This is a genomic window from Methylobacterium sp. 174MFSha1.1 (assembly GCF_900116815.1).
Lineage (GTDB): Bacteria > Pseudomonadota > Alphaproteobacteria > Rhizobiales > Beijerinckiaceae > Methylobacterium.
Window position 1 is genome coordinate 66,704 of record NZ_FPCB01000015.1, and the last position, 24,789, is coordinate 91,492.

Genomic DNA, 24,789 nt, shown 5'->3' on the forward strand with positions numbered 1-24,789 from the left:
CCGGTTCACGACCGGACATCTCCCGCCATGCCCCTCGACCTCTATCTCGGCTTCGTCGCCGCGACGCTCGTCCTGATCCTGATCCCGGGCCCGAACGTCGCCCTCATCGTCGCCAACAGCGTCGCCCATGGCAGCCGCTACGGCCTCGTCACCGTGGCGAGCGTCGGGGCGGCGCTCACCGTGCAGCTGGCACTGACGGTCGCCGGCCTCTCGGCGATGCTGGCGGTGATGGCGGCGTGGTTCGAGGTGCTGCGCTGGCTCGGCGTCGCCTACCTCGCCTGGCTCGCCTTCCGCGCCTGGCGGGCGCCCGCGACCGACCTCGGCCGGACCGCCCCGGAGCCCCGGGTCGTCCGGGCCATCGCCGTGCGGGGCTTCCTGGTGGCGCTGACCAACCCGAAGACGCTGCTGTTCTTCGGCGCCTTCCTGCCGCAATTCGTCAGCCGCGACGCGGCGCCCTTCGGGCAGCTGGTGCTGCTCGCCGCGACCTTCCTGGTGCTCGCGGTCGCCGGCGACGCGGTCTGGGCGGTACTGGCGGGGCGGGCGCGGGTCGTGCTGGCGAAGGGGCGTTGGCGCAACCGGCTGACTGGCGGGCTGCTGCTCGGGGCGGGTTTGGGGCTGGCGCTGGCCCGGAAGCCGTGAGGTCAGCGAAGCGCGACCGCTTAACGGCCGGTCGCTTCTCTCAGGTCTGTCAACACCCTCCGGGTCATTCCGGGGCCGCGAAGCGGAGCCCGGAATCCAGAACCGCGGATGGTTCAGGATCGAGTGGGACGCCGACCGCTTCTTTCGGGATCAGCCGAGGTTCTGGATCCCGGGCTCTCGCCTTCGGCGAGCCCCGGGATGACCCTGAGAGGTGGCAATGGTGCGTGTATTTTTCCCGATCTGACAGGCCGGCCGCTTACACCGGGCTCCACCCCGCCGCGCAATCCCGCACCAGCTGACGCAGGAAGACTTCCCCCGCCTCGAGCGCCGCGAGCGTGATGTACTCGTCGGGCTGGTGCGCCTGGTCGATCGAGCCCGGGCCGCAGACCACGGTCGGCAGGCCGGCGAGCTGGAAGCGGCCGGCCTCGGTGGCGTAGGGCACCGTGATGGTGTGGTTGCGGCCGGCGAGCCGCAGGGCCAGGCGCTCGGCCGGGGAGCCGGGCTCGGGAGCGAGCCCCGGCACCGCCGCGTCCTCCTCGGTCGCGATATGGCCGTAGGCCCCGAAGCGGTTGAGCCGCTCGCGGGTCACCCGCTCCACCTCGGTCGCGAACAGGTTCGGGATCTCGTCGGGGGCCAAGTCCGGCAGGCCGCGGAACTCCCACTGGAATTCGCAGGATTTCGGCAGGATGTTGCGGGCGGTGCCGCCACCGATCACCCCGACATGGACCGTGGTGTAGCCCGGATCGAACCGGCCGCCGGCATCGCCCCGCGCCGCCATCTGGTCGGCGATGCGGTTCAGGCCCGCCACCAGCTCGGCCGCCGCCATCACGGCGTTGGCGCCGAGCGCCGGCTTCGAGGAATGCGCCTCGTGGCCGTGCACGGTGGTGCGGTAGGTGTAGATGCTCTTGTGGGCGTCGGCGACGTCGAGGTCGGTCGGCTCGCCGACGATCACCGCGCCGGGCCGCGGCAGGTCCTTGCCGAACCGGGCGATCACGTCGGCGACGCCGAGGCAGGTCAGCTCCTCGTCGTAGGAGAGCAGGATGTGGATCGGCGTCTTGAGGTCGGCCGCCAGCATCTCCGGCACCAGGGCGAGGCAGAGCGCGTCGAAGCCCTTCATGTCGACGGCGCCGCGGCCATAGGCTTTGCCGTCGGCGATGCGGAGCGTGTAGGGGTCGCTTGTCCAGGATTGCCCGGCCACCGGTACCACGTCGGTATGGCCCGACAGCACCACGCCGCCGTCCCGCATCGGCCCGATCGTGGCGAAGAGCGCCGCCTTGTCGCCGGCCTCGTTGGGGGCGACGACGTACGGCACGCCCCAGGCATCGAGGTAGTCGCGGACCCACGCGATCAGCGGCAGGTTCGACTTCTGGCTCTCGGTATCGAAGGAGACCAGCCGGGCGAGGAGTTCGAGCGGGGTCAGGCGGGGGCCGGTCTGGGTCATCGGGGCGAGCAGGCTCACAAGGGTGGGAAAGCCCAGGTCTTAGCCCAAGCCCGCCGCCCCAGACAGCCGTGCCGGTGCAGCCACCCCCAGACCTCCGAGCACGGGTTGGAGCATTTTCCGACCAAGTGGATGCCGGTCGGGCGAAGACGATGCGGCCAAATCAAAGACCGAGAGCAGCGTTCGATTGCACCGCGATCGGGCGCTGCTCTAGTGCATCACCCGGCGCACATGCGGCGAGTCGAGCGAGAAGGCAGGGATCGCCGCCTCGAAGCTGCGGCCGTCCGGGGTCGCCATGGTGTAGGTGCCCTCCATCGTGCCGTCCGGCGTCGTGAGGGGGCAGCCGCTGGTGTAGCTGAACGATTCGCCGGGCCCGAGCACCGGCTGCTTGCCCACCACGCCGGCGCCGCGCACCTCCTGCATCTCGCCGCGACCGTCGACGATGCGCCAGTGGCGGGAGCGCAGCTGCACCTGCTCGCTGCCGTTGTTGGTGATCTCCACCGTATAGGCGAAGAAGTAGCGTCCGCTGTCGGGCGAGGATTCCTCCTCGACGAAGCGCGGCTGCACGGACACGCTGATGCCGCGGGTCTCTGCCTTGTACATCAGGGAACCTCCGCTGGCGGCCCGCGGGCAAGCGCGACGGCCGACGGGGGTCGTGGTACGTCCGGCCTTCCGGATCGTCAATCACCGGCGACCACGGTCGGTAATCCTGCACGAGGTGCGCCCATCCCCGCCATGAGGTTCCTTCGCTCGTCCACAGCCCGCGCGGGGCGTCTCGCAGGCCTCGGCGCCGCCGTAGGCCTGGCGCTCCGCGCCGACGCCGCCGCCCTCGTCCTGCTCGCCCTCTGGTGCAGGCTGGCGCTCGTCGCGGCGCGGCGGGAGGGGGTGGGGGACACGCCCTGGATCCGCCTCGCCCTGTCCCTCGCGCTCGCCTGGCGGGCGCCCGGCGGGCCGGCGGCGGCCCTCGTCGCGAGCCTCTTCCTCGAGATCGCGGTGGCGCGGCTGACCGCGCGCGCCGCCGCCCGGGCCGGGACCGCGCTGCCCGGCGCCGACCTGCACTCGCTGATCCTCGCCGGCGGGCAGGGGGCCGACCTCGTCGCCGCCCTGGGCTTTACCGCCCTGATCCTGTGGCCGGAGCCCCTGCCGCTGGTCGCCGGCGCGCTCGCCGGCCTCACCGCCATGGGGGCGATCGCCCGGGCGAGTCTCGCGGTCGCCGTGGTCCGAGGCGTCCGCGACGAGGCGTGAGCCTCGTGAACCCTCGTCGAAACCCTGTCGTGAGGCTCTTCACCTCGTCGAAACCCTGGCCTACGACAATGGCCCATCAGGGATGGACGGGTCATGGTGAAGCTCGAGGACGGGATTCAATCGGCGGAGGCCATCGCGGCGCTCGCCGGCGCCGGGGTGATCCGGCCGGCCAGCCCCTTCGCGGACGACCAGATCCAGCCGGCGAGCCTCGACCTGCGGCTGGGTGCCAGGGCCTGGCGGGTGCGGGCGAGCTTCCTGCCGGGACGCACCCGCGACGTCGCCGCCTGCCTCGCCAAGCTGAAGCTGCACGAGATCGACCTGCGCCAGGGCGCGGTGCTGGAGACCGGCTGCGTCTACATCGCCGAGTTGCAGGAGGGCCTCGCCCTGCCGCCGGACCTGGCCGCCAGCGCCAATCCCAAAAGCTCGACCGGGCGCATTGACGTGTTCACCCGGGTCATCACCGACCAGGCGCGGGAATTCGACATGGTCGAGGCCGGCTATGCCGGCCCGCTCTTCGCCGAGATCTCGCCGCGGACCTTCCCGGTGCTGGTGCGCACCGGCTCGCGCCTGTCGCAAGCACGCTTCCGCCGCGGCGCGGTGCGGCTCGACGACGCCGCGCTCGCCCGCCTGCACGCGGCGACGCCGCTGGTCGACGCCGCCGATCCCTCGTTCCAGGGCGGGGTCGCGGTCTCGGTCGACCTGTCGGGCTTCGACGGGCTGATCGGCTACCGCGCCAAGCGCCATACCGGCCTCGTCGACGTCGACCGGCCCCGCACCTACCCGGCCTCCGACTTCTGGGAGCCCCTGCGGGCCGACGGCTCCGGCACCCTGATCCTCGATCCGGGCCAGTTCTACATCCTGGCCTCGAAGGAATCGGTGCAGGTGCCGCCGGACTTCGCCGCCGAGATGGTGCCGTTCGATCCGCTCGTCGGCGAGTTCCGGGTCCATTACGCGGGCTTCTTCGATCCCGGCTTCGGCCATGCCGAGGCCGGCGGCACCGGCGCCCGCGCGGTGCTGGAGGTGCGCTCCCGCGACGTGCCGTTCATGCTGGAGGACGGCCAGATCGTCGGCCGCCTCGTCTACGAGCGCATGGCCCAGCGCCCGGCCGCGCTCTACGGAAGTGCTGCGGGCTCGAACTACCAGGCGCAGGGGCTGAAGCTCTCGAAGCACTTCGTGTGATACGATTTCCGGACGATCGGTTCGGACATCGTATCACCAGCCCGCGCGGTGGAGCCTCCGGCTCCACACACGTGAGCGAGTCCGATGTCCGCGTCGCGAAAGCGATTGCGCAGCAATCGCCGAGCGATCAATCGAAAATCGTATGAGCGTCCGTTCACGCCCGTCGACCCCGTCCAAACCCTGGCCGCAATCCCGGGGCCGCGATGCGGAGCCCGGGATCCATCTCGGCTGACGGTCGAGAAGGACGCGGAGGATGTCCCGCTTCATCCTGAAGCGTCTGCGGTCATGGATCCCGGTTCCTCGACTTCGTCGAGCCCCGGGATCCATGACCGTGGACAGGCACCGGTGTGCGTGCCGGAGCAACCGGCTCGATCCAGCCGGGAACAGGTTCTGGGATTTCAGGCCGCCTTCACCTGCCCGAGGAAGTGCGTCACCTCGTGCCGCAGCATCTCCGATTGCCGCGATAGTTCCTGCGCCGCGTCCAGGACCTGGGACGCCGCGGCGCTGGTCTGGCCGGCGCCGTCGCGGACGCCGGCAATGTTGCCGGTGACCTGCTCGGTGCCGCGGGCCGCCTGCTGCACGTTGCGGGTGATCTCCTGCACGGCGCTGCCCTGCTCCTCCATCGCCGCCGCGATGGTGGCGGCGTAGGTCGACAGGTCCTCGATCACCTTGGCGATCTGGCGGATGTCGGTCACGGTCTCGCGGGTCGCGTCCTGGATCTCGCCGATCCGGGCGCCGATCTCGTCGGTGGCCTTGCCGGTCTGGCCGGCGAGTTCCTTGACCTCGGCGGCCACCACCGCGAAGCCGCGGCCCGCCGCGCCCGCCCGCGCCGCCTCGATCGTGGCGTTCAGCGCCAGCAGGTTGGTCTGGCTGGCGATGCTCGACACGGTGGCGACGAAGTCGCCGATCCGCTCCGCCGTCCCGGCGAGGCGCTGCACCGTCGCGTTGGTGCGCGCCGCATCCTCCACCGCGCGGGCGGCGATGCGGGACGATTGGGCGACCTGCTGGACGATCTCCTGGATCGAAGCGGTCATCTCCTCGCTCGCCGCCGCGACCGTCTGGACGTTGGAGGAGGTCTGCGAGGCGGCACCCGCCACCGTGACGGTCTGGCGGGTCGTCTCCTCGGCCACGCCCGTCATGGCGCGCGCGGTCGCCTCCATCTCGGTGGCGGCGCCGGCGAGGCCGGCGGTGAGGCCCGAGACGGTCCGCTCGAAGTCCCGCGCCAGGTCGTCGACGAGGCGCGCGCGGCGCATCCGGGCCTCGTCCTCGGCGGCCTGGGCGGCGGCGAGCCGCTCCGCCTCGATGGCGTTCCGGCGAAAGACCTCGACGGCCTGCGCCATGGCGCCGACCTCGTCGCCGCGCCCGAGGCCGGCGACCACGATCGTCTTGTCGCCCTGCGCCAGCCGCTGCATCAGCCCGGCCATCGCCCGCAGCGGCACGGCCAGGGTGCGCGAGACCATGAGAGCCATCGCGGCGGCGATCAGCAGGCTCGCGGCGACCCCGGCCAGGTTCAGCAGGTCGGCGAGCCGGAAGGTGCGTCCTTGCGCGCGGCCGCGCTCGTCCATCAGCGCGACCTCGACGGACCGGATCTCGGCCGCCGTCTCGCGCAGGGCGTCCATCGCCGCCTTGCCGGCTCCCTTGACGGCGATGGCGCGCGCCTGGTCGCGGGTCGCTGCGTCGCCCATCAGGGCGACCTCCTTCTCGCCGATCTCCTGCATCCAGCGGCGGGCATGCCCGTCGAGCGCGTCGAGGCGGGCCTGCTGCGCCGGGTTATCGGCTGTCAGGCGCTTGGCCTCGGTGAAGGCGGTCCGGTAGCCCTGCTGGCCCTGGCGGTAGGGGGCGAGGAAGGACGGATCGGCCGACAGCAAGTAGCCGCGCACCCCCGTCTCCTGGTTGAGCATCCCGGCCACCACGTCATCGACGGCGTGGAGCACCGCCTGCGTGTGGTCGGTCCAGTAATTCCGCTCCTTGATCGACTGGAAGCTCCAGTAGTTCAGGGCGTTGACCGTCAGGGTGACGACCACCAGGCTGCCGAACGCGATGGCCAGCTTGGGAACGATCTTGAGATTGTTGAGCGCGCGCATCGGCCTGCTCGGCAGGTCGGCTCCCGGAAGCCGACGGTGGATGGGTGACGCAGATCTGCGTCCGCCCATCCTCGATGGTGAGCCGTTAAGATCGATTCATCAGTGACGCTATTTTGGCCGGCTAACCGTTATGGCCAAGATTTCGTCAATTACAGATTGTAATTGCGATGCTCACCCTGGGTATCTTATCATCGAATACAGGGATCGGCATCGCCACGACCGGAAGCTGCCGCCGATGATGTCGGAACGCCGCTTGCGGCGTGATGAACGCGCTTTGACAGCGAGATGACGGATGCGAGACAGCAAGGACTGGCGTGCCCCGGGACGTCTCGGGGGACGACCGGACGGCACCGGGCCGGCCCGATGCAACGATCCACCACGCACGCTCGAGTTGCGTCGCCGGCGCCGCCTCTCACCTGCATCCATCAGCCCGCGGCAGCCTGGTCGAGCAGCCAGACCGTCTCGCCGCGGGCTCTCGCATGGCCGGAGGGCAGGTCCTCGCCGGCGGCGAGGCGGGCGAGGGGCGCCTGCTTGCCCGCCCCGGTGACCAGGAACAGGATCAGCGGCGTCGCGCCGAGCGCCGGCAAGGTCAGGCTCACCCGCGGCACGAAGGGGGCGAGGCCGGCCTCCGGCACCGCCACGACCCAGGCCTCGCCCTCCCGTGCCTCGGGCTTGCCCGGGAACAGCGAGGCGGTGTGGCCGTCCTCGCCGAGGCCGAGGAGCACGAGGTCGAAGAGCGGCCGGGCCGGGTCGAGCCGGTCTGCGCCGTACCAAGCCCGCAGCTCCGCCGCGTAGGCCTCGGCGCAGGCCGGCACGGCGCGGTCGGTCGGGATCGGGTGCAGGTGGCCGTCGGGCACGAGTTCCCCGAACGCCTCCTCGGCCAGGCGCCGGTTGCTGCCGGCCTCCGGCCCATCACCGACGCGCTCGTCGCCGAAGAACCAGTGCAGGCGCTCCCAGGGCAGCGAATCGCGAAACTCCGGCCCGGCGAGCAGCCGGTAGAGGAGTTTTGGGGTCGAGCCCCCCGACAGGCAGATCCCGACCCGGCCCTGCTTCGCGGATGCCACGGCCACCAGCCGCTCGGCCGCCGCCCGGGCGACCGGGTCGGCATCCGGCAGGACTTGAGCTCCGGCGGGGAGGGCGCTCACGACCCGTGCTCCAGCGAGCGCCAGTCCCGCCCGTCTCGGGTCAGGAGGTCCCGGGCTCGGCCCGGCCCGGCGCTGCCGGCCTCGTAGGGGAGGGTGGCGAGCTCGCCCTTCGCCGCCGCATCGAGGATCGGCTGGACGATGCGCCAGCCGGCCTCGATCATGTCGGCGCGCTGGAACAAGGTCGGGTCGCCGATCATCGCGTCGTAGATCAGGGTCTCATAGCCGGTGCTGGGCTCGGTCTTGAAGTAGTCCTTGTAGCAGAACCGCATGTCGACGCTGCCCAGCCGCACCGCCGGACCCGGCACCTTGGCGCCGAATTGCAGCGAGATGCCCTCGTCGGGCTGGAGCTGCAGCACGAGCCAGTTCGGCACGTCCTCGCGGACGTTGGTGCCCTTGAACAGCGAGAGCGGCGCCTGCTTGAAGCGGATCGCGATCTCGGTGTCGCGCCGGGTCATCGCCTTGCCGGTGCGCAGGTAGAACGGGACCCCGGCCCAGCGCCAGTTGTCGATGCCGAGCTTCAACGCCACGAAGGTCTCGGTGTCGCTGTCACCCGCGACCTCCGGCTCCTCGCGGTAATCCTTCACCGGCTTACCGTTGACGGTGCCGGCGGTGTAGCGGCCCCGCACCACGTCCTCGATTCTGGCCGAGGGGGTGGCGAGCAGCACCTCCTCCTTCTTGTCGCGCACGGCCTCGGCCTCGAACGAGATCGGCGGCTCCATCGCGACGAGCGTGTAGAGCTGGAACAGGTGGTTCGGCACCATGTCGCGGAGCGCACCGGTGGCCTCGTAGAACTTCCCCCGCCCCTCGACGCCGACGGTCTCGGCCACGGTGATCTGGACGTGGTCGATGTGATCGCGGTTCCACAGCGGCTCGAACAGGCCGTTGCCGAACCGGAACGCCATGATGTTCTGCACCGTCTCCTTCCCCAGGAAGTGGTCGATGCGGAAGATCTGGTCCTCGGACAGGACCTTCAGGATGTCGGCGTCGAGCTTTTCCGCCGAGGGCAGGTCGTGGCCGAACGGCTTCTCGATGATGACCCGACGCCAGCGATCCTCCCCCTCCTCGGTCAGGCCAGCCTCGCCGAGCTTGGCGATCGTCGTGCCGAACAGGCTGGCGGCGACCGCGAGGTAGAACAGCACGCTGCCGCCATCCTCCTTGCCGGAGATCTCGGCGATCGCGCCCTTCAGCTCCGCGAAGAAGCCTGAATCCGAGAGGTCGCCCGAGCGGTAATGGACCCGCCCGACGAGGTCGTTCCACACGCCCTCGTCGAAGGAGCCGCCGCCGGCCTCGCCGCCCTTGGCGGTGATGAAGCCGCGCACGGTCTCGCTCAGCTCGGCGCGGAACTCCTCCGACGACATCTCGGTGCGGCTGACGCCGATGACGGAAAAATCCTTCGGCAGCAGGCCCCAGCGGCCGAGATTGTAGAGGGCCGGCATCAGGAGCCGGTGGGTGAGGTCGCCGGTCGCCCCGAAGATCACCAGGGTGCAGGCGGGCGGGGGGGCAGCCCCCTCGGCCATGGCACTCGTCATTTCGGCGCTCGTCATTTCGGCTCCTGGTGGCCGCCGAAGCCCTTGCGCATTGCCGAGAGCAGCTTGTCGGCGTAGGTGGCGCCCTGGCGCGAGCGGAAGCGGGCGTAGAGGGCGGCCGAGAGCACGTGGGCCGGCACGGCCTCCTCGATCGCGGCGTTCAGCGTCCAGCGGCCCTCGCCGGAATCGGCGACGTGGCCCGAGAAGGCGTCGAGGTCCTCGTCGCCGGCGAGCGCGGTCGCGGTCAGGTCGAGGAGCCAGGACGAGACCACGCTGCCCCGGCGCCACACTTCCGCGATGTCGCCGATGTTGAGGTCGAAGCGTTGCGCCTCCGGCAGTTCCGTCGAATTGGCGTGCTTGAGGATGTCGAAGCCCTCGGCATAGGCCTGCATCAGGCCGTACTCGATGCCGTTATGGATCATCTTGACGAAGTGGCCGGCGCCGCTCGGGCCGGCATGGATGTAGCCGTGCTCGGCGCGGGGGTCGCGGCCGTCGCGGCCGGGTGTGCGAGGCACCTCGCCGAGGCCGGGGGCGAGGGTCGAGAAGATCGGGTCGAGCCGGTCGACCGCCGCCTTGTGGCCGCCGATCATCATGCAGTAGCCGCGCTCCAGCCCCCAGACGCCGCCGGAGGTGCCGACATCGACGTAGTGCAGGCCCTTCTCGTCGAGCACGGCCGCGCGGCGGATGTCGTCCTTGTAGAACGAGTTGCCGCCGTCGATGATGACGTCGTCGGGCTGCATCAGCCCGGCGATCTTCATCACCGTCACCTCGGTCGGGTCGCCCGCCGGCAGCATCACCCAGGCGGTGCGGGGCGCCTCGAGCTTCGCGACGAAGTCCTCGAGGCTGTCGGCGCCGACCGCGCCCTCCTGCACCAGGGCCGCCACGGCCTTGGGATCCTGGTCGAACACCACGGCTGTGTGTCCGTTGCGCAGGAGCCGCCGGACGATGTTGCCGCCCATCCGACCGAGACCGACCATGCCGAGTTGCATCGTGTCACTCCTCGCCGGCGAGGCCGGGGCCGGCGGCCCGTGGGCGTGGGGCCCGTTGTCTCGTGTTACTGGCGCGGTCCCCCTCTCCCGTGCGGGAGAGGGGAGATGGCGCTAGCCCTAACTAAGCGCCGACTTCAGCCGGTCGAGCCCCTTGGCGACGTCGCCCTTGATGTGGACGCGCAACGCCCGGCGGCCGCGCTCGGAGAGCACGCCGAAATCACCCCGGGCCTGCGCGGCGATCACGGTCGCGAAGCCGAGGCTGCGGCCGGGGATGGCGAGGTCGGGGGCCTCCGAGGTGATCTGCAGGAAGACGCCGCTGTCGGGCCCGCCCTTGTAGGCCTGGCCGGTCGAGTGCAGGAAGCGCGGCCCGAACTCGGCGCAGGTCGCGACGTGCCTGGCCTCGCGCAGGGCCACCCGGGCCTCCTGGAGCGGCCTCAGGTGCTCCGGGTTGCGGGTGACGTAGGCGAGCAGTGCGACGTAGTCGCCGGCAGAGACCCGGCCGATCTGCGCCTTGATCCAGCTCTCCGGGTCCGCGCCGGCGCCGGCCTTGCGCAGGGCGTCGGCATTGGTCGGGTCGGTGTAGAGGGCGAAGGTCTCGTTCTCCGCCACCGGCGTCTCGGCCGGCAGCGCGCCGTCCTTTTCCGCCGCCGAGAACAGCTCCCGGGTCTTGATCTTGCTCGCCTCGACGTCGGGCTGGTCGAACGGGTTGATGCCGAGCACCGCGCCCGCCACCGCCGTGGCGATCTCGAAGCGGAAGAATTCCTGCGGCAGGCTCGCCTTCGAGGCGAGTGCGATCCGCACCACCGGGTGGCCGGCCTCCTCCAGCGCCTTGACAGCGGAATCCTGCGCAGGATCCGCGCCTTCGTCGAGGCGGAGATAAACGAAGAACCGGTCCTTGCCGTAGGCGGCGGGCGCCGCGAGCGGCTCGTTGTCGATCGGGATGAGGCCCTTGCCCTCCTTGCCGGTCGACTCGGCGATCAGCTGCTCGGCCCAGGCACCGAAGGTGTCGATGCCGGGCGACGCGATCAGCGTGACCTTGTCGCGCCCCTCGGCCGTCGCCGCGATGCCCATCGCGAGGCCGAGCTGCACGCCGGGGTTGAGGTCCGGCGGCACGTCGGAGCCGCAGGAGCGCACCATGGTGCGGGCGCTCGCCAGGAAGGCCGCGACGTCGAGGCCCATGGCGGCGGCCGGCACCAGCCCGAAGGCCGAGAGCACCGAGTAGCGCCCGCCGATCTGCGGAACGCCGTAGAAGATGCGCCGGAAGCCGTCGTCCTGCGCCGCCTTCTCCATCGCCGAGCCCGGATCGGTCACGGCGACGAAGTGCCGGCCGGCCTTGTCGTCCCCGACCACGTCGCGCATCCGGCCGAGGAAGTAGTCGCGGAAGACGTTGGGCTCGAGGGTCGAGCCCGACTTCGAGGCGACGATGAACAGGGTGCGCTCGAGGTTGACCGCGGCCTCGACCGCCCGGACCTCGTCCGGATCGGTCGAATCGAGGATGCGCAGGCGCGGGAAGCCGGCTTGCGGGCCGTAGGTCTCGGCGAGCACCTCCGGCCCGAGGCTGGAGCCGCCCATGCCGAGCACCACCGCGTCGGTGAAGCCCTCCCGCTTCACCTCGTCGGCGAAGGCGGCGTAGTCGGCCGCCTTCCTGGCCTCGTCCTCCACGATGGTGAGCCAGCCGAGCCACTTCGCCTCGTCGGCGCCGCTCCACACCTTGGCGTCGCGCTGCCACAGGCGGCGCACCAGCCCGTCCTTGCGCCAGGTCTCGATCGCGGTCTTCAGCGGCGCGTCGAGGCTGCCGAGCGCGAGCGCCTGCCGGTCGAGGCCGTGATCGAGAAATTTTTGGCGCTTGCCGGCGACGGCGCCCAGCACCTTGTCGGCGGCGTCGACGAAGAGCTGCACACCCTCCTCGACGAGTTGGCGCGCCACGGCGTCGAGGTCGATCCCGGTCTTGGCGAGGTGGGCGAGCACCCGCTCGGCCTCGTCGACGCCCTCTTCCAGGCTCGCCCGCACCTTTCCGTGATCGCGGAAGGCGTCCATCGTCGCCGGCGGGATGGTGTTGACGGTGTTGGGACCGATCAGCTCCTCGACGTAGAGCACGTCGGAATAAGCCTTGTTCTTCACGCCCGTCGAGGCCCAGAGCAGGCGCTGCGGATGGGCGCCCTTGTCCGCCAGCGTCTGCCAGCGCTCGCCGGCGAACAGGCGCTTGTAGCGCCGATAGGCGAGCTTGGCGTTGGCGATGGCGACCTTGCCCTTCAGGCCCTCCAGGGCCGCCTTCTCGTCCGGATCGTTGGCCGCGGCGATCTTTTCGTCCAGCAGCTTGTCGACCGCCGCGTCGATGCGGCTGATGAAGAAGCTCGCGACGCTCGCCACCCGGTCGATCGCGCCGCCGCTCGCCGCGTACTTTTCCAGGCCCTCGATATAGGCGTTCGCCACCTGCTCGTAGGCATCCTGCGCGAAGAGCAGCGTGACGTTGATGTTGATGCCGTCGGCGGTGAGGTCGCGGATCGCCGGGATGCCCTCGGGCGTGGCCGGCACCTTCACCATCAGGTTGTCGCGGGCCACCGCCTTGTGCAGGCGGCGGGCCTCGGCGAGGGTCTCGGCGGTGTCGAGGGCGAGATAGGGCGACACTTCCAGGCTGACGAAGCCGTCCTGGCCGCCGCTGGCGTCGTAGACCGGGCGCAGCACGTCCGCCGCGGCCTGGATGTCGGCGATGGCCAGGCCCTCGTAGAGGTCGATCACCCGCTCGTCGCCGGCCGCCTTCAAGGCGTCGTCGTACTCGTCGGAATGGCCGATCGCCTTCTCGAAGATCGCCGGGTTGGAGGTCACGCCGCGCAGGCCGTCCTCGTCGACCAGGCGCTTGAGCCCACCCTCCTGAACGAAGCCCCGGGCCACGAAATCGAGCCAGACGGCCTGGTCCTGTTCGGCGTGCAGCTTCTTGAGCGGGTTCATGCCTGCGGTCTCCGCGTGTTTGCGGCAGATGTGGCCCGCAGGCGGGTGATGTCCAGGGGGAGGGCCGAGGGAAGCTTGGCCTTGAGGCCGAAAACGGCGCCCGGGACCGCCCGTCAGCGCCTGGCAGGCCAGAGGCCCGCGACCGCCACCAGCACCCAGCCGACGATCAGGATCATGCCGCCGCCCGGCGCCGCCATGGGGAAGAGCGGCACCTGCAGGAGCGCCCGAACCGAGAGGTCGCCGGAGAACAGCGCGAGGCCGAGCGCGAGGGCGAAGCCCGCGACCCGCGCCGGGACCGGATGCACGCGCCCATTCCCTGCGAGCAGCGCGAGGCCGAGCAGGGCAGGGGCGTGGAAGAGGAGGAATTGCGCGGCCGTCGCGAGGCTCGTGGCGCCTGCGATGTGGGCCGCCGCCGCCGACAGCCCGACGCCGAGCGCGCCGGCGAGCCCGGCGAGCGCGATCAGGGCACGGTCGGCAGCAGACATCCCGTTGAAGGTCTGCATCACTCGCCGCGCTCAGAGAGCAGGCGGGCGATGCTGGCGCGCAGGTCGGCGACGCCGTCGTCGGTGCGGCTCGAGGTCAGGATGATCTCGGGGTAAGCCGCCGGGCGCCGCGAGATCGCCGTCGCGGTGGCGTCGAGCCGCGCGTCGATCTCGCCCTTCTTGAGCGCGTCGGCCTTGGTCAGCACGATCTGGTAGGAGACCGCCGCCTTGTCGAGGCCGTCCAGCACCTCGGCGTCGATCGGCTTGATGCCGTGGCGCGAGTCGATCAGCACGTAGACCCGGGCGAGGTTGGCCCGCCCGCGCAGGTAGTCGTGGATCAGCTCGGTCCAGGCCGCGACCTTCGCCTTCTCGACCGCGGCGTAGCCGTAGCCCGGCATGTCGACGAGGACGAGCTTGCCGCCCCCTATGTCGAAGAAGTTGAGCTGCTGGGTGCGCCCCGGCGTGTGCGAGGTGCGCGCCAGCGCGTTGCGCCCGGTGAGCGCGTTGATCAGGCTCGACTTGCCGACGTTGGAGCGGCCCGCGAAGGCGATCTCGTGGCCCCGCATCGGCGGCAGGATCGCGAGCTTGTCGGCGGCGTAGAAGAAGTCGGCCGAGCCGGCGAAGAGCAGCCGCCCCGCTTCACGCAGGGCGGCAACCTTCTCTTCCTCAGAACGAGGATCGTCCTGCATCAGCTCTTGGTCCTCAGCTCTTGGCCTTGGCGGCCTTCGGCGTGCGCGAGAACGTCGAGCGCAGGTTGTCCCACAGCTCCACCTTCACCCCGTTGCGCCGCATGATCACGTATTGCTGGATCACCGACAGGGTGTTGTTCCAGGCCCAGTAGATCACCAGGCCGGCCGGGAACGAGCCGAGCATGAAGGTGAAGATGATCGGCATGAAGGTGAAGACCTGAGCCTGGACCGGATCCGGCGGCGCAGGGTTCATCTTCATCTGCACGAACATCGTCACGCCCATGATGAGCGGCCAGATGCCGAGGTGGAGGAAGTCCGGCGGGGTGTATGGCAGGAGGCCGAACAGGTTGAACAGCGAGGTCGGGTCCGGCGCCGCGAGGTCGCGGATCCAGCCGAAGAACGGCGCGTGCCGCATCTCGATGGTGACGAACAGCACCTTGTAGAGCGCGAAGAAGACCGGGATCTGCACCAGCACCGGCCAGCAGCCGGCGACCGGATTGATCTTCTCCTTCTTGTACAGCTCCATCATCGCCTGCTGCTGCTTGACCTTGTCGTCACCGTAGCGCTCGCGGATGGCGGTCATCTCCGGCTGGACGGCCTTCATCTTGGCCATCGAGACGTAGGAGCGGTTGGCGATCGGCAGGAAGAACAGCTTCAGGATGAGGGTGACGACCAGGATCGAGACGCCGAAGTTGCCGAACAGCCGGTAGAAGAAGTCCAGCGCCTTGAACATCGGCTTGGTGATGAAGTAGAACCAGCCCCAGTCGATCAGCAGATCGAAGCGCTTGATGCCGAGCGACTTCTCGTAGCCGTCGATGGCGCCGACCTCCTTGGCGCCGGCGAACAGGCGCTGGCTGGCCTCGACGGTGGCGCCGGGGGCCAGCTGCTTGGCCTCGCCGAGGCTGCTGGCCTGGTAGACCTTGGTCGCCCCCTCGTCGCGCTCGGTGAACGAGCCGGTATAGGGCGCCGCCTGGTCGGGGATCGCGGCCGCCGCCCAGTACTTGTCGGTGATGCCGAGGAAGCCGCCGGTCACGCCGGTCCAGGAATGGCCGCGGGTGCCGGGGGCGCCGAGCGGGTTCTCCTTGGCGAGCTTGTCGTAGGTGAATTCCTGCAGGCCCTGGTCGCCGAGTACGCCGATCATGCCCTCGTGCAGGACGTAGTACCCTTGCGTGTGCGGCTTGCCCCAGCGCGAGACGAGGCCGTACGGGTAGAGCGTGACGGCGTTGCCGCCCTTGTTCTCGACCGCGTCGGCGACCGTGAACATGAACTTGTCGTCGACCGAGATGGTGCGGCGGAAGGTGAGGCCGGCGCCGTTGTCCCAGGTCAGCACCAGGGGCTTCTGCGGCGTCAGCACGTCGCTCTCGGCGGTCCAGAGCGTGTCGCCGCCCGGCAGCGGGCCGGCATTCTGCCCGACCCAGCCGAACTCGGCGTAGTAGGGGTTGGCCGAGCCGGTCGGCGAGAGCAGCTCGATGCGCGGCGACGAATTGTCGACGGTCTCGTGATAGTTCTTCAGGAGCACGTCGTCGATGCGGCCGCCCTTGAGCGCCACCGAGCCGGCCAGCGCCGGGGTGTCGATCTTCACCCGCGGCGAGCGGGCGAGCGCCTCGGCGCGGCTCGCGGCGAGGGCCGGGCTGCCGGCCGGGGCGCCCGGCAGGGTGCCGGGCAACGGCGCCGCGGGGCCGCCCTCGCGGGGGCTCGCCGCCGGACCGTCCTTCGCGGCCTGAGCCTGCTTGGCGGCCTGCTCCTGACGCTGGCGCTCCACCTGCGGCGCGCTGACGAAGTAGTTCCAGCCGAGCAGCACTGCCAAGGACAGCACCACGGCGATGATCATGTTCGTCTTGTCGTTACCCATGGACCCGCGACGCCTGCCGCCTAAAGAGCGGGACCGAGGGCGGGCCTGGCGGCCCGCGTCCCGGCCCTCACGACCAACACGACGAGGCGATTCCGGCTGGCCGGGATCGCCTCACGAATTCCGTTCCGGGGGTCTCGGCTCCGGTCGCGGGGTCGTCCCCGCTCCGCCCGAGCCCCGCTTGCCGCGTCCCGCCTTGCGGGCGGGCTGCCCGCCGTCGGGGGAGGGCGGCTTCGGCGCCCGCGGCTTCGTGACCGCGCCGAGGGCCTGGCGGACGTCCTCGACCAGCTGCGCGAAGGGCGCCGCCAGGGCGTCGCGCCGGCCGATCAGCACCACGTCGGCCGCCTTGTCCCGCTGCGCCGGACCGGCCTGCGCCGCCGCGATCTGCGCCGCGACCTTGAGGCGGCGGCGGATGCGGTTGCGCTCGGTGGCGTGGCCCTCGCGCTTCGTCACGGTGAAGCCCACGCGCAGGCCGCCCGGCGGTCCATCGTCCCGCAGGCGGCCCTGTGCCGTCAGGCGCTCGGTATGAAAACGGCGGCCCTTGGCCGCCGCCAGATAATCCGGGCGCCGGGTGATCCGGCCGAGCGGCGGCGAACCACCGGTCATCGCGGCGCTTGTCGGCACCGCGAGGGGCCTTACGCCGACAGGCGCTTGCGGCCGCGGGCGCGGCGGGCGGCGATGACCTTGCGGCCGCCGACGGTGGCCATGCGGGCACGGAAGCCGTGGCGGCGCTTGCGCACGAGCTTCGACGGTTGATAGGTTCTCTTCACGGCTCGTTCTCCGAAGGCCGGGGCCGGCTGACGCGCGACGCGCTGCCGAGGCCCTCGTGGTCCAGAATGTCTTGGCGAAAGCGAACCGCGCCCGAATGGGGCGCGGTCACGTCGCGCCGGTGTATGGCGGAATGGTCCGGGCGAGTCAATCGCGTTAAGGATCGCGCCGCGGGTACCGTGAGGGCGCCCGCACGCGAGGGAGACGCCGATGTTCGACGACGCCGAGACCCGCAAGCCTTCGCAGACCGCGCACCAGATCGGCCAGGACCTCGCCGCCCTGTCCGTCTCCGACCTCGACGAGCGGATCGCGGCCCTGCACCGCGAGATCGCCCGCCTGGAGGAGGACAAGCGGCGCAAGCAGGCCTCGCAGGAGGCGGCCCGGGCGGCGTTCAAGTTCTGACGCCGGGCGAGTTCCGAAGCGGGACGGGGGTGGGGGAGGGTGTACCGGTTTGGGGCGCTGGGGCGGTGATGCTTGGGCGACCTAGGGGCGCGGATCTCCCCCCTCTCCCCGTGGGCGGCAGGGCTGTCCGGAGAAAAGATGTGGCGTGTCTCCCCTCTCCCGTTTGGGAGAGGGGCCGGGGGTGAGGGTGGCTCGGCTTCCGCAACAAAGCTCAGGCCGTAGTGCTGGCAGTTCAACGGTTGAGTTCTATTCTGGACCCGAGCCACCCTCACCCCTACCCCTCTCCCACTCGGGAGAGGGGATCGCGCGCTTGATCTTAAAAGGGATTTTCTCCGGACAGCCCTGCCGCGGGCGGGGAGAGGAGGAATTCTGCGCCTTCCCTTTGCCCGGGCACCCTCGCGTCGCCCGTCCCGATCACGCCAACCCCACCGCGTTGCACCCCCACCGCTTTCACCACCCCCCCTCCCTTCGTGTTAACCATTTTTTAAGCCTTCCGGGTGATAACCAACGCAGTCCAGCTTTCTGGATGTCGAGTGGTCTCTGTCCACTCTGTTTGATGCCTCCCTGTACGACTCTTTCAGCCGCCCCCTTGGGGCGGCTTTCTTTTTTGCTCTCACGGCTGCGGTTCCGCAGAAATTCCCGTTTTCCCCGGGATCGTCCGTCCCCTGCCTGCGTTGACGTTAAGGTTAACCGATCGTTGACGGCGCGCGGCCCGCCGAGTGGCGCTATCGTTGCGCCAGACAGCCCGAGCGCACCGTGAATGTCCCGTATCGACGCGGGACCGGCGTCGCGGTGGCACAGGAGGGATCATGGGCGTGATGGACGTGATGTTTCGGGACGAGCAGCCCACCGTGCGGTTCGGCGAGACCTTCGTAGCCTCCGACAGCTTCAAGATGCTGTTTCGCGAGGGTATGACCCTCGTGGAGGAGACGGCGGCCTATCTCGACGGTCCCGGCCGCGACGAATCGCGCCTGCTCGCCCGCCACGCCTCCTTGACCTATGCCAGCGAGAGCATGCGGCTCACCACCCGGCTGATGCAGATCGCCTCGTGGCTCCTCGTGCAGCGCGCCGTGTCCGAGGGCGAGCTGAGCCTGAGCGAGGCCGCCGAGGAGAAGACCCGGGTCCGCCTCTCGACCGCCGAGCCGAACGAGAGCGGCCCGGTCCTGATCGCCGAGCTGCCGCTGTCACTCCAGGCCCTCATCGCCCAGTCGAAGCGGCTGCACGCCCGCATCATCCACCTCGACCGCCTGATCTCCGACGACCGCCCTACGCCTGAGCCGCGGGTGAGCCCGGTCTTCGCCCAGCACGACATGCTGCGCGTGGCCTTCGGCTGACGGATGGGGGAGGGCTTTCGCCCTCCCCGCCTTCGTTGCAGGCACGAAAAAAGCCCCGGCCTCAAGGCCGGGGCTTTTTTCGCGCGAAGCTTCGAGATCGGGAGGCTTACTTCTTGGCCGCGAACGAGATGCCGGCGAAGCGCGAGTTGAAGCGGGACAGGCGGCCGCCGCGGTCCATCAGCTTCTGCTCGCCGCCGGTCCAGGCCGGGTGCGTGCTCGGGTCGATGTCGAGGTTGAGGGTGTCGCCCTCCTTGCCGTAGGTCGACCGGGTCATGAACGAGCTGCCGTCGGTCAGCACCACCTTGATGAAGTGGTAGTCCGGGTGCTCGGTCGCCGTGCGGGCCACCTTCGGGGTCGCGACCGACTTGCCGGCGGGGATCGCCTGCTTGGCGGCGGGGGCTGCTTGCTTTGCCATGACGAATTCCTAAGAGTGCGACCCGCGCCGAACGCTCCGCCTCGGGCCGCGGCCATTGATCGCGCGTAATCGGATGAGCGGCGGCCTATACCTCACCTCCGTGCGCCAAACAAGCGCCGTACCCCGGACAGCACGACAGTTCAGATGGCACGTTCCGACACCGCCCGTCCCCGCGCGTCCCTGGGGGCGCTGAAGCCCCTCTTTCCCTTCGCGGCGCGCTACAAGGGGCGGATCGCCGCCGCGATCGTGGCGCTGGTCGCGGCCTCGGGCGCGACCCTGACGGTGCCGGTGGCGGTGCGCCGGGTGGTCGATCTCGGCTTCTCGCACGGCGAGGTCGGGATGATCGACGCCTATTTCGGCGCGCTGATCGGGGTGGTGGCGGTTCTCGCGCTCGCCAGCGCCGCCCGCTACTACTGCGTGGTCACGCTCGGCGAGCGGGTGGTGGCGGACCTGCGCGCCGCGGTGTTCGCCCGCCTCACGACCCTCGATCCCGCCTTCTTCGACCGGTCGCGCAGCGGCGAGCTGGTCTCGCGCCTCACCGCGGATGCCGCTCAGGTGAAGTCGGTCTTCGGGGTCTCGCTCTCGATCCTGTTGCGCAACCTGTTCCTGTTCGCCGGCGCTGTCGGCATGATGGTCTGGACCAGCCCCCGGCTCTCGGTGCTGGTGCTCGCCGCGATCCCGCTCATCGTCTTCCCGCTGATCCTGTCGGGCCGCGGCGTGCGCCGCCGCTCGCGGGCGGCGCAGGACCGGCTCGCCGACGCCTCGGCCTTCGCCACGGAGGCCGTGGGGGCGGTGCGGACCATGCAGGCCTTCGGCATGGCGCCTGCCACCGCCGCCCGCTTCGCCGCCGCCTCCGAGGAGGCGTTCCTGGCCTCCCGCGGCTCGGCCCGGGCGCGGGCGCTGCTCACCGGCGTCGCGATCTTCCTGATCTCGGCCAGCGTCGTCGGCGTGCTGTGGTACGGCGCGCAAGGGGTCGCGGCCGGCACGATCTCGGCCGGGCAATTGTCGCAATTCGTGCTCTACGCGGTGTTCGGCGCGAGCGCCCTCGGCCAGCTCTCCGAGGTCTATGGCGAGCTGACGCTGGCCGCCGGCGCCGCGGAGCGCTTGGGCGAAATCCTCGACACCGTGCCGGTCATCGCGGCGCCCGATCGGCCCCGCGCCCTGCCGGTGCCGCCGCGGGGCGAGATCGCCTTCGAGCGGGTGCGCTTCCACTATCCGACGCGACCCGAGCACGCGGCGCTCCACGACCTCAGCTTCACGGTGGCGCCGGGCGAGCGCGTCGCCCTCGTCGGACCCTCGGGCGCCGGCAAGAGCACGGTGCTGCAACTGCTGCTGCGCTTCTACGATCCGGAATCCGGCGAGGTCCGGGTCGACGGCGTGCCGGTCGACGCGGTCGAGCCCGAGGCGTTGCGCGCCCGCATGGCCCTGGTGCCGCAGGACCCGACGGTGTTCAGCGGCAGCATCCTCGACAACATCCGCTACGGCCGGCCGAAGGCGACCCAGGCCGAGGTGGAGCGCGCCGCCGCCCAGGCCCATGCCGACGGCTTCATCCGCGCCCTGCCGCAGGGCTACGCGACCCTCGTCGGCGAGCGCGGCGTCACCCTGTCGGGCGGCCAGCGCCAGCGCATCGCCATCGCCCGCGCGATCCTCAAGGACGCGCCGATCCTGCTCCTCGACGAGGCCACCTCCGCCCTCGACGCCGAGAGCGAGCGGGCGGTGCAGGCGGCCCTCGACGTGCTGATGAAGGGCCGCACCACCCTGGTCATCGCCCACCGGCTCGCCACCATCCGGGCCGCCGACCGCATCCTGGTGTTGGAGGACGGCCGCATCGCCGAGCAGGGCAGCCACGACGCGCTGCTCGCCCGCGGCGGCCTCTACGCCCAGCTGGCGGCGCTGCAATTCGGCGCCGGCATCGACGTCGCGGGCGAGCGGCAGGTGGCGGAGGCCTGAGGCCACCCCGTCCATCGGCCGTGTTGCCGCAAATTTGAGCAGAGTCGCGCCGATCCCGGTGCGTCCCGCACCATGGCCCCTGACCTTGCGCGAGGAATGGGGGTTAACACCCGCGCAGGACGCATTTCCTTTGCCTTGGCCCCCGTCTTGCGTCTAGCTTCGGCGCAAACAGAGGGACGCCCATGCCGCTCAGCGCGTTCGACGAGATGACGGGTACTCAGGAGAGCGGACTGAGCCCGGCCGCGGTGCGCGAGGCGTACGCGGCGCTCAAGACCTGGCTCGACAGTACTCCGCCCGAGCATTTCGACACGCGGCGCAGCCAGGCCGAATTGTTCTTCCGCCGGATCGGGATCACCTTCGCGGTCTACGGCGACAACGAATCGACCGAGCGGCTGATCCCGTTCGACATCATCCCCCGGGTGCTGACCAAGCCCGAATGGGGCTTCCTGGAGCGCGGCCTCAAGCAGCGCGTCACCGCGCTCAACATGTTCCTCGCCGACGTCTACGGCCCGCAGGAATGCATCAAGGCCGGGATCATCCCGGGCGACCTCGTCTACCGCAATCCGCATTACCGGCTCGAGATGCGGGACTTCAAGGTTCCGCACGGCAAGTACGTCCACATCGCCGGCATCGACATCGTGCGCACCGGCGAGGACCAGTTCTTCGTGCTGGAAGACAATGCCCGCACGCCGTCCGGGGTCTCCTACATGCTGGAGAACCGGGAGGTGATGCTGCGGCTCTTCCCCGAGCTGTTCTCCAAGCACCGGGTCTCCCCGGTCGAGGCCTATCCGGACGCCCTGCTCGCGACCCTGCGCAGCCTCGCGCCGATGAGCGCGGCCCGCGATCCGACGGTGGTGCTGCTGACCCCCGGCCGCTTCAACTCGGCCTTCTACGAGCACTCCTTCCTGGCCGACAAGCTCGGCGTCGACCTCGTCGAGGCCTCCGACCTCTTCACCAAGGACGACGTGGTCTACATGCGGACCACCGAGGGGCCGCGGCGCGTCGACGTGATCTACCGGCGCATCGACGACGACTTCCTCGATCCGCTGGTGTTCCGGCCCGATTCGGTGCTCGGCGTGCCGGGGCTGATGAGCGCCTACCAGAGCGGCAGCGTCACGCTCGCCAACGCCGTCGGCACCGGCATCGCCGACGACAAGGCGGTCTACAGCTACATGCCGGAGATCGTGCGCTTCTTCACGGGCGAGGAGCCGATCCTGCACAACGTGCCGACCTGGCGCTGCCGCGAGAAGGACGCGCTGAACCACGTGCTGGCCAACCTCGGCGACCTCGTGGTCAAGGAGGTCAACGGCTCGGGCGGCTACGGCATGCTGGTCGGCCCCCACGCCACCAAGCGCGAGATCGAGGAGTTCGGGCGCAAGCTGCGCCACGCGCCGGACGGCTTCATCGCCCAGCCGACCCTCGCGCTCTCGACCTGCCCGACCTTCGTCGCCTCCGGCGTCGCGCCGCGCCACGTCGACCTCCGGCCCTTCGTGCTCGCGGGCGCCGACGAGATCCGGATCGTGCCGGGCGGGCTGACCCGTGTGGCGCTGAAGGAGGGGTCCCTCGTGGTCAATTCGAGCCAGGGCGGCGGCACCAAGGACACCTGGGTGCTCGACGGCTGATCGCCGCCGCGGCACCCCCGCCTCCCGAGAGAGTCAGCCGGGCCGTCCGGCCCGGTTTTCGCCCGCACTGCCCCACAGCGTGAGCCTCCTTCCGCCATGCTCTCCCGCACCGCCGACAACCTGTACTGGCTCTCGCGCTACGCCGAGCGCGCCGACTTCGTCGCCCGCATCCTCGACGCGGCCCTGCGCCTCTCCGCCCTGCCGGCCAATTACGGCGGCAGCGACACCAACGAGTGGGAATCGGCGCTGGCCTCGGCCGGCAACATCGAGCTCTTCCGCCCGCTCTACGACAGCGTCAACGAGCACACCGTCCGGGACTTCCTGGCCTTCAGCCCCAACAACCCGTCCTCGATCCGCTCCTGCCTGCAGACCGCCCGGGAGAACGCCCGCTCCGTGCGCACGGCGCTGACGAGCGAGATGTGGGAGGCGATCAACGAGGCCTTCCTGCACCTGCGCAGCTTCGAGGGCCGGGACATGACCCGGGAGGAATTCGCCCGCTTCCTCGACTGGGTGAAGGGCGTGTCGCTGGCCTTCGACGGCTCGGCCTACCGCACGATGCTGCGCAACGACGCCTACTGGTTCACCCGCCTCGGCGTCGCCCTCGAACGCGCTGACAACACCGCCCGCATCCTCGACGTGAAGTACCACGTGCTGCTGCCCGAGACCGAGCGGGTCGGCGGCAGCCTCGACTACTTCCAGTGGACCACGATCCTGCGCGAGGTCTCGGCGCTCACCGCCTATCACTGGGTCTACCGCGAGAGCATCAAGCCCTGGCTGGTCGCCGACCTCCTGATCCTCAACCGCGAGATGCCGCGCTCGCTGGCCAACTGCTACGAGATGCTGGTCAACAACCTCGATCGCATCGCCGATTCCTACGGCCGCCGGGGTCCGAGCCAGCGCCTCGCCCGCGGCATGCTGGCCAAGCTCGACGACCTCACGGTGGAGGAGATCTTCGCCTCCGGCCTGCACGAGTTCATCCAGGCCTTCATCGCCGAGAACAACCGTCTCGGAGCGGCGGTGGTCGAGCAGTATCTCGGCTGAGGGCAGGCTCCGCAATCCGGCCAAGGTTTCGCCCAGCCGCGGGACGGTGTACGACCGCCCCGCTTTCAGCATGACAGCGAGCATCGCGACACCATGCGCATCCGCGTCGTCCACGAGACGGTTTACCAGTACGACAGCCCGGCCCGGGGCCTGATCCAGATGCTGCGGCTGACGCCGCGGGACCATGACGGCCAGCACGTGCGCGCCTGGCGCATCGAGCCGACGGTGGACGGGCGGCTCAGCCGGCGCGAGGACGGCTTCGGCAACATCGTCCACGTCTTCAGCGCCGACGGGCCGGAAGAGGCGCTGACCATCCGGGCCACCGGCGAGATCGAGACGGCTGAGACCCACGGGGTGATGCGCGGCATCTCCGAGTGGCTGCCGGACCCGTTCTACCTGCGCGAATCGCGCTTCGCCGTCGCCGACGAGGCGATCCGGGCCTTCGCCGACGAGGCGGTCGGCGCCGCGACCAATCGGCTCGACCAGCTGCACCGCCTGCTCGCCGCCGTGCACGAGAGCGTCGACTACGCTCCCGGCCCGACCGGCGCCGCCACCACGGCGGCGGAGGCCTTCGGCTTGCGCAAGGGGGTGGGCCAGGACCTCGCCCACGTCTTCATCGCGGCGGCGCGCCACCTCGAGATCCCGGTGCGCTACGTCTCGGGCTATTGCTGGCAGCCCGACATGGCGGACCGGGAAGCCGGCCACGCCTGGGTCGAGGCGCGGGTGCCGGATCTCGGCTGGGTCGGGTTCGATCCCGCCCACGGCATCGCCGTCACCGAGGCGCATCTGCGGGTGGCGATCGGCCTCGACTACCTCGACGCCGCCCCGGTCCGCGGCAGCCGCACCGGCGGCGGCACCGAGACCATGACGGTGCGGGTCAGGGTCGAGGACGCCCGGGCGCAGGCGCAGGCACCGCAGAAGGTCAAGGTTCAGGCCCAAGATCAGGTGCGGGATCAGGTGCAGGCGCAAGGCTAGCGACGGCCCTCCTGTGGCCCCGCCGCGCCAGGCGGGGTCCACCTCACCTGGGGGCAGCCGATTCGGCT

At 70.5% G+C, this 24,789-nt stretch carries 22 protein-coding genes; 9 read left to right on the top strand and 13 right to left on the bottom strand.

Annotated elements, in window-relative coordinates; translation table 11 throughout:
* Positions 1–27 precede the first annotated feature (27 nt).
* Positions 28–639 (top strand): LysE family translocator, encoded by a 612-nt coding sequence (locus tag BM430_RS14105; protein ID WP_093567894.1) that lies wholly within the window; start codon positions 28–30, stop codon positions 637–639.
* A 256-nt stretch (positions 640–895) separates the two neighbouring features.
* On the opposite strand, the gene argE is transcribed toward BM430_RS14105, so the two are convergent.
* Positions 896–2,080 (bottom strand): acetylornithine deacetylase, encoded by a 1,185-nt coding sequence (gene argE, locus BM430_RS14110; RefSeq protein ID WP_093568010.1) that lies wholly within the window; start codon positions 2,078–2,080, stop codon positions 896–898.
* Between the two features lie 207 nt (positions 2,081–2,287).
* Positions 2,288–2,680: a Co2+/Mg2+ efflux protein ApaG gene (apaG, locus tag BM430_RS14115; protein WP_093567895.1), complete on the bottom strand. Its 393-nt coding sequence runs from the start codon at positions 2,678–2,680 to the stop codon at positions 2,288–2,290.
* A gap of 132 nt (positions 2,681–2,812) precedes the next feature.
* Between apaG and BM430_RS14120 the strand changes: the two genes are divergently transcribed.
* Together BM430_RS14120 and BM430_RS14125 are read left to right on the top strand one after the other, a co-directional pair.
* Positions 2,813–3,322, top strand: coding sequence for a hypothetical protein (locus tag BM430_RS14120; RefSeq protein WP_093567896.1), 510 nt, complete (start codon positions 2,813–2,815; stop codon positions 3,320–3,322).
* Positions 3,323–3,415: 93 nt separating this feature from the next.
* On the top strand, positions 3,416–4,501 hold the full coding sequence (locus BM430_RS14125) for a 2'-deoxycytidine 5'-triphosphate deaminase (protein WP_093567897.1): 1,086 nt from the start codon (positions 3,416–3,418) through the stop codon (positions 4,499–4,501).
* A 398-nt stretch (positions 4,502–4,899) separates the two neighbouring features.
* Here BM430_RS14125 and BM430_RS14130 read toward each other — a convergent pair whose 3' ends face one another.
* From BM430_RS14130 to rpmH, 10 genes are all read right to left on the bottom strand, one after another.
* Positions 4,900–6,585 (bottom strand): methyl-accepting chemotaxis protein, encoded by a 1,686-nt coding sequence (locus BM430_RS14130; RefSeq protein ID WP_093567898.1) that lies wholly within the window; start codon positions 6,583–6,585, stop codon positions 4,900–4,902.
* A gap of 425 nt (positions 6,586–7,010) precedes the next feature.
* Positions 7,011–7,730, bottom strand: a complete 720-nt coding sequence (pgl, locus tag BM430_RS14135) for a 6-phosphogluconolactonase (RefSeq protein ID WP_093567899.1) — start codon at positions 7,728–7,730, stop codon at positions 7,011–7,013.
* Entirely contained in the window at positions 7,727–9,274 is a 1,548-nt protein-coding gene (gene zwf / locus BM430_RS14140; RefSeq protein ID WP_210188438.1) for a glucose-6-phosphate dehydrogenase, read from the bottom strand. The genes pgl and zwf overlap by 4 nt, the downstream gene beginning before the upstream one ends.
* Complete coding sequence (gene gnd, locus BM430_RS14145) at positions 9,271–10,245, bottom strand: phosphogluconate dehydrogenase (NAD(+)-dependent, decarboxylating) (RefSeq protein ID WP_093567900.1); 975 nt, start codon at positions 10,243–10,245, stop codon at positions 9,271–9,273. Before gnd ends, zwf begins: the two co-directional genes overlap by 4 nt.
* A 117-nt stretch (positions 10,246–10,362) precedes the next feature.
* The gene (locus tag BM430_RS14150) at positions 10,363–13,194 is read right to left on the bottom strand and encodes a bifunctional transaldolase/phosoglucose isomerase (RefSeq protein ID WP_093567901.1); all 2,832 of its coding nucleotides are present in this window, start codon (positions 13,192–13,194) and stop codon (positions 10,363–10,365) included.
* Between the two features lie 113 nt (positions 13,195–13,307).
* Positions 13,308–13,679, bottom strand: coding sequence for a DUF423 domain-containing protein (locus BM430_RS14155; RefSeq protein ID WP_093568012.1), 372 nt, complete (start codon positions 13,677–13,679; stop codon positions 13,308–13,310).
* Positions 13,680–13,696: 17 nt separating this feature from the next.
* Complete coding sequence (gene yihA, locus BM430_RS14160) at positions 13,697–14,365, bottom strand: ribosome biogenesis GTP-binding protein YihA/YsxC (RefSeq protein ID WP_093567902.1); 669 nt, start codon at positions 14,363–14,365, stop codon at positions 13,697–13,699.
* Between the two features lie 13 nt (positions 14,366–14,378).
* Positions 14,379–16,217 (bottom strand): membrane protein insertase YidC, encoded by a 1,839-nt coding sequence (yidC, locus tag BM430_RS14165; protein WP_093567903.1) that lies wholly within the window; start codon positions 16,215–16,217, stop codon positions 14,379–14,381.
* 111 nt (positions 16,218–16,328) lie between these two features.
* A complete protein-coding gene (locus tag BM430_RS14170) occupies positions 16,329–16,820 on the bottom strand; it encodes a ribonuclease P protein component (RefSeq protein WP_093567904.1) in 492 nt (163 codons plus the stop codon).
* Positions 16,821–16,849: 29 nt separating this feature from the next.
* The gene (gene rpmH, locus BM430_RS14175) at positions 16,850–16,984 is read right to left on the bottom strand and encodes a 50S ribosomal protein L34 (RefSeq protein WP_010300405.1); all 135 of its coding nucleotides are present in this window, start codon (positions 16,982–16,984) and stop codon (positions 16,850–16,852) included.
* A 208-nt stretch (positions 16,985–17,192) separates the two neighbouring features.
* Between rpmH and BM430_RS14180 the strand changes: the two genes are divergently transcribed.
* Entirely contained in the window at positions 17,193–17,384 is a 192-nt protein-coding gene (locus BM430_RS14180) for a DUF1192 domain-containing protein (protein ID WP_093567905.1), read from the top strand.
* A gap of 809 nt (positions 17,385–18,193) precedes the next feature.
* Positions 18,194–18,718 carry a protease adaptor protein RcdA gene (locus tag BM430_RS14185; RefSeq protein ID WP_093567906.1) on the top strand — a complete coding sequence of 175 codons (525 nt, stop codon included), beginning with the start codon at positions 18,194–18,196 and terminating at the stop codon, positions 18,716–18,718.
* Between the two features lie 106 nt (positions 18,719–18,824).
* Here the strand turns inward: BM430_RS14185 and rpmE are convergent, their stop codons facing one another.
* Positions 18,825–19,064: a 50S ribosomal protein L31 gene (gene rpmE / locus BM430_RS14190; protein ID WP_244539497.1), complete on the bottom strand. Its 240-nt coding sequence runs from the start codon at positions 19,062–19,064 to the stop codon at positions 18,825–18,827.
* 213 nt (positions 19,065–19,277) lie between these two features.
* Between rpmE and BM430_RS14195 the strand changes: the two genes are divergently transcribed.
* From BM430_RS14195 to BM430_RS14210, 4 genes are all read left to right on the top strand, one after another.
* Entirely contained in the window at positions 19,278–21,083 is a 1,806-nt protein-coding gene (locus tag BM430_RS14195; RefSeq protein ID WP_093567908.1) for an ABC transporter transmembrane domain-containing protein, read from the top strand.
* A gap of 182 nt (positions 21,084–21,265) precedes the next feature.
* Positions 21,266–22,705, top strand: coding sequence for a circularly permuted type 2 ATP-grasp protein (locus tag BM430_RS14200; RefSeq protein ID WP_093567909.1), 1,440 nt, complete (start codon positions 21,266–21,268; stop codon positions 22,703–22,705).
* Positions 22,706–22,801: 96 nt separating this feature from the next.
* Positions 22,802–23,746, top strand: coding sequence for an alpha-E domain-containing protein (locus BM430_RS14205; RefSeq protein WP_093567910.1), 945 nt, complete (start codon positions 22,802–22,804; stop codon positions 23,744–23,746).
* Between the two features lie 93 nt (positions 23,747–23,839).
* Positions 23,840–24,721 (top strand): transglutaminase family protein, encoded by an 882-nt coding sequence (locus tag BM430_RS14210; protein WP_093567911.1) that lies wholly within the window; start codon positions 23,840–23,842, stop codon positions 24,719–24,721.
* The last annotated feature ends 68 nt before the right edge of the window (positions 24,722–24,789 follow it).

Bases quoted from the DNA above. Each gene is read 5' to 3' on its own strand.
- BM430_RS14105 (WP_093567894.1), top strand. From the start codon at position 28: ATGCCCCTCGACCTCTATCTCGGCTTCGTCGCCGCGACGCTCGTCCTG.
- argE (WP_093568010.1), bottom strand. From the start codon at position 2,080: ATGACCCAGACCGGCCCCCGCCTGACCCCGCTCGAACTCCTCGCCCGG.
- apaG (WP_093567895.1), bottom strand. From the start codon at position 2,680: ATGTACAAGGCAGAGACCCGCGGCATCAGCGTGTCCGTGCAGCCGCGC.
- BM430_RS14120 (WP_093567896.1), top strand. From the start codon at position 2,813: ATGAGGTTCCTTCGCTCGTCCACAGCCCGCGCGGGGCGTCTCGCAGGC.
- BM430_RS14125 (WP_093567897.1), top strand. From the start codon at position 3,416: ATGGTGAAGCTCGAGGACGGGATTCAATCGGCGGAGGCCATCGCGGCG.
- BM430_RS14130 (WP_093567898.1), bottom strand. From the start codon at position 6,585: ATGCGCGCGCTCAACAATCTCAAGATCGTTCCCAAGCTGGCCATCGCG.
- zwf (WP_210188438.1), bottom strand. From the start codon at position 9,274: ATGACGAGCGCCGAAATGACGAGTGCCATGGCCGAGGGGGCTGCCCCC.
- gnd (WP_093567900.1), bottom strand. From the start codon at position 10,245: ATGCAACTCGGCATGGTCGGTCTCGGTCGGATGGGCGGCAACATCGTC.
- BM430_RS14150 (WP_093567901.1), bottom strand. From the start codon at position 13,194: ATGAACCCGCTCAAGAAGCTGCACGCCGAACAGGACCAGGCCGTCTGG.
- BM430_RS14155 (WP_093568012.1), bottom strand. From the start codon at position 13,679: ATGTCTGCTGCCGACCGTGCCCTGATCGCGCTCGCCGGGCTCGCCGGC.
- yihA (WP_093567902.1), bottom strand. From the start codon at position 14,365: ATGCAGGACGATCCTCGTTCTGAGGAAGAGAAGGTTGCCGCCCTGCGT.
- yidC (WP_093567903.1), bottom strand. From the start codon at position 16,217: ATGGGTAACGACAAGACGAACATGATCATCGCCGTGGTGCTGTCCTTG.
- BM430_RS14170 (WP_093567904.1), bottom strand. From the start codon at position 16,820: ATGACCGGTGGTTCGCCGCCGCTCGGCCGGATCACCCGGCGCCCGGAT.
- BM430_RS14180 (WP_093567905.1), top strand. From the start codon at position 17,193: ATGTTCGACGACGCCGAGACCCGCAAGCCTTCGCAGACCGCGCACCAG.
- BM430_RS14185 (WP_093567906.1), top strand. From the start codon at position 18,194: ATGGGCGTGATGGACGTGATGTTTCGGGACGAGCAGCCCACCGTGCGG.
- BM430_RS14195 (WP_093567908.1), top strand. From the start codon at position 19,278: ATGGCACGTTCCGACACCGCCCGTCCCCGCGCGTCCCTGGGGGCGCTG.
- BM430_RS14200 (WP_093567909.1), top strand. From the start codon at position 21,266: ATGCCGCTCAGCGCGTTCGACGAGATGACGGGTACTCAGGAGAGCGGA.
- BM430_RS14205 (WP_093567910.1), top strand. From the start codon at position 22,802: ATGCTCTCCCGCACCGCCGACAACCTGTACTGGCTCTCGCGCTACGCC.
- BM430_RS14210 (WP_093567911.1), top strand. From the start codon at position 23,840: ATGCGCATCCGCGTCGTCCACGAGACGGTTTACCAGTACGACAGCCCG.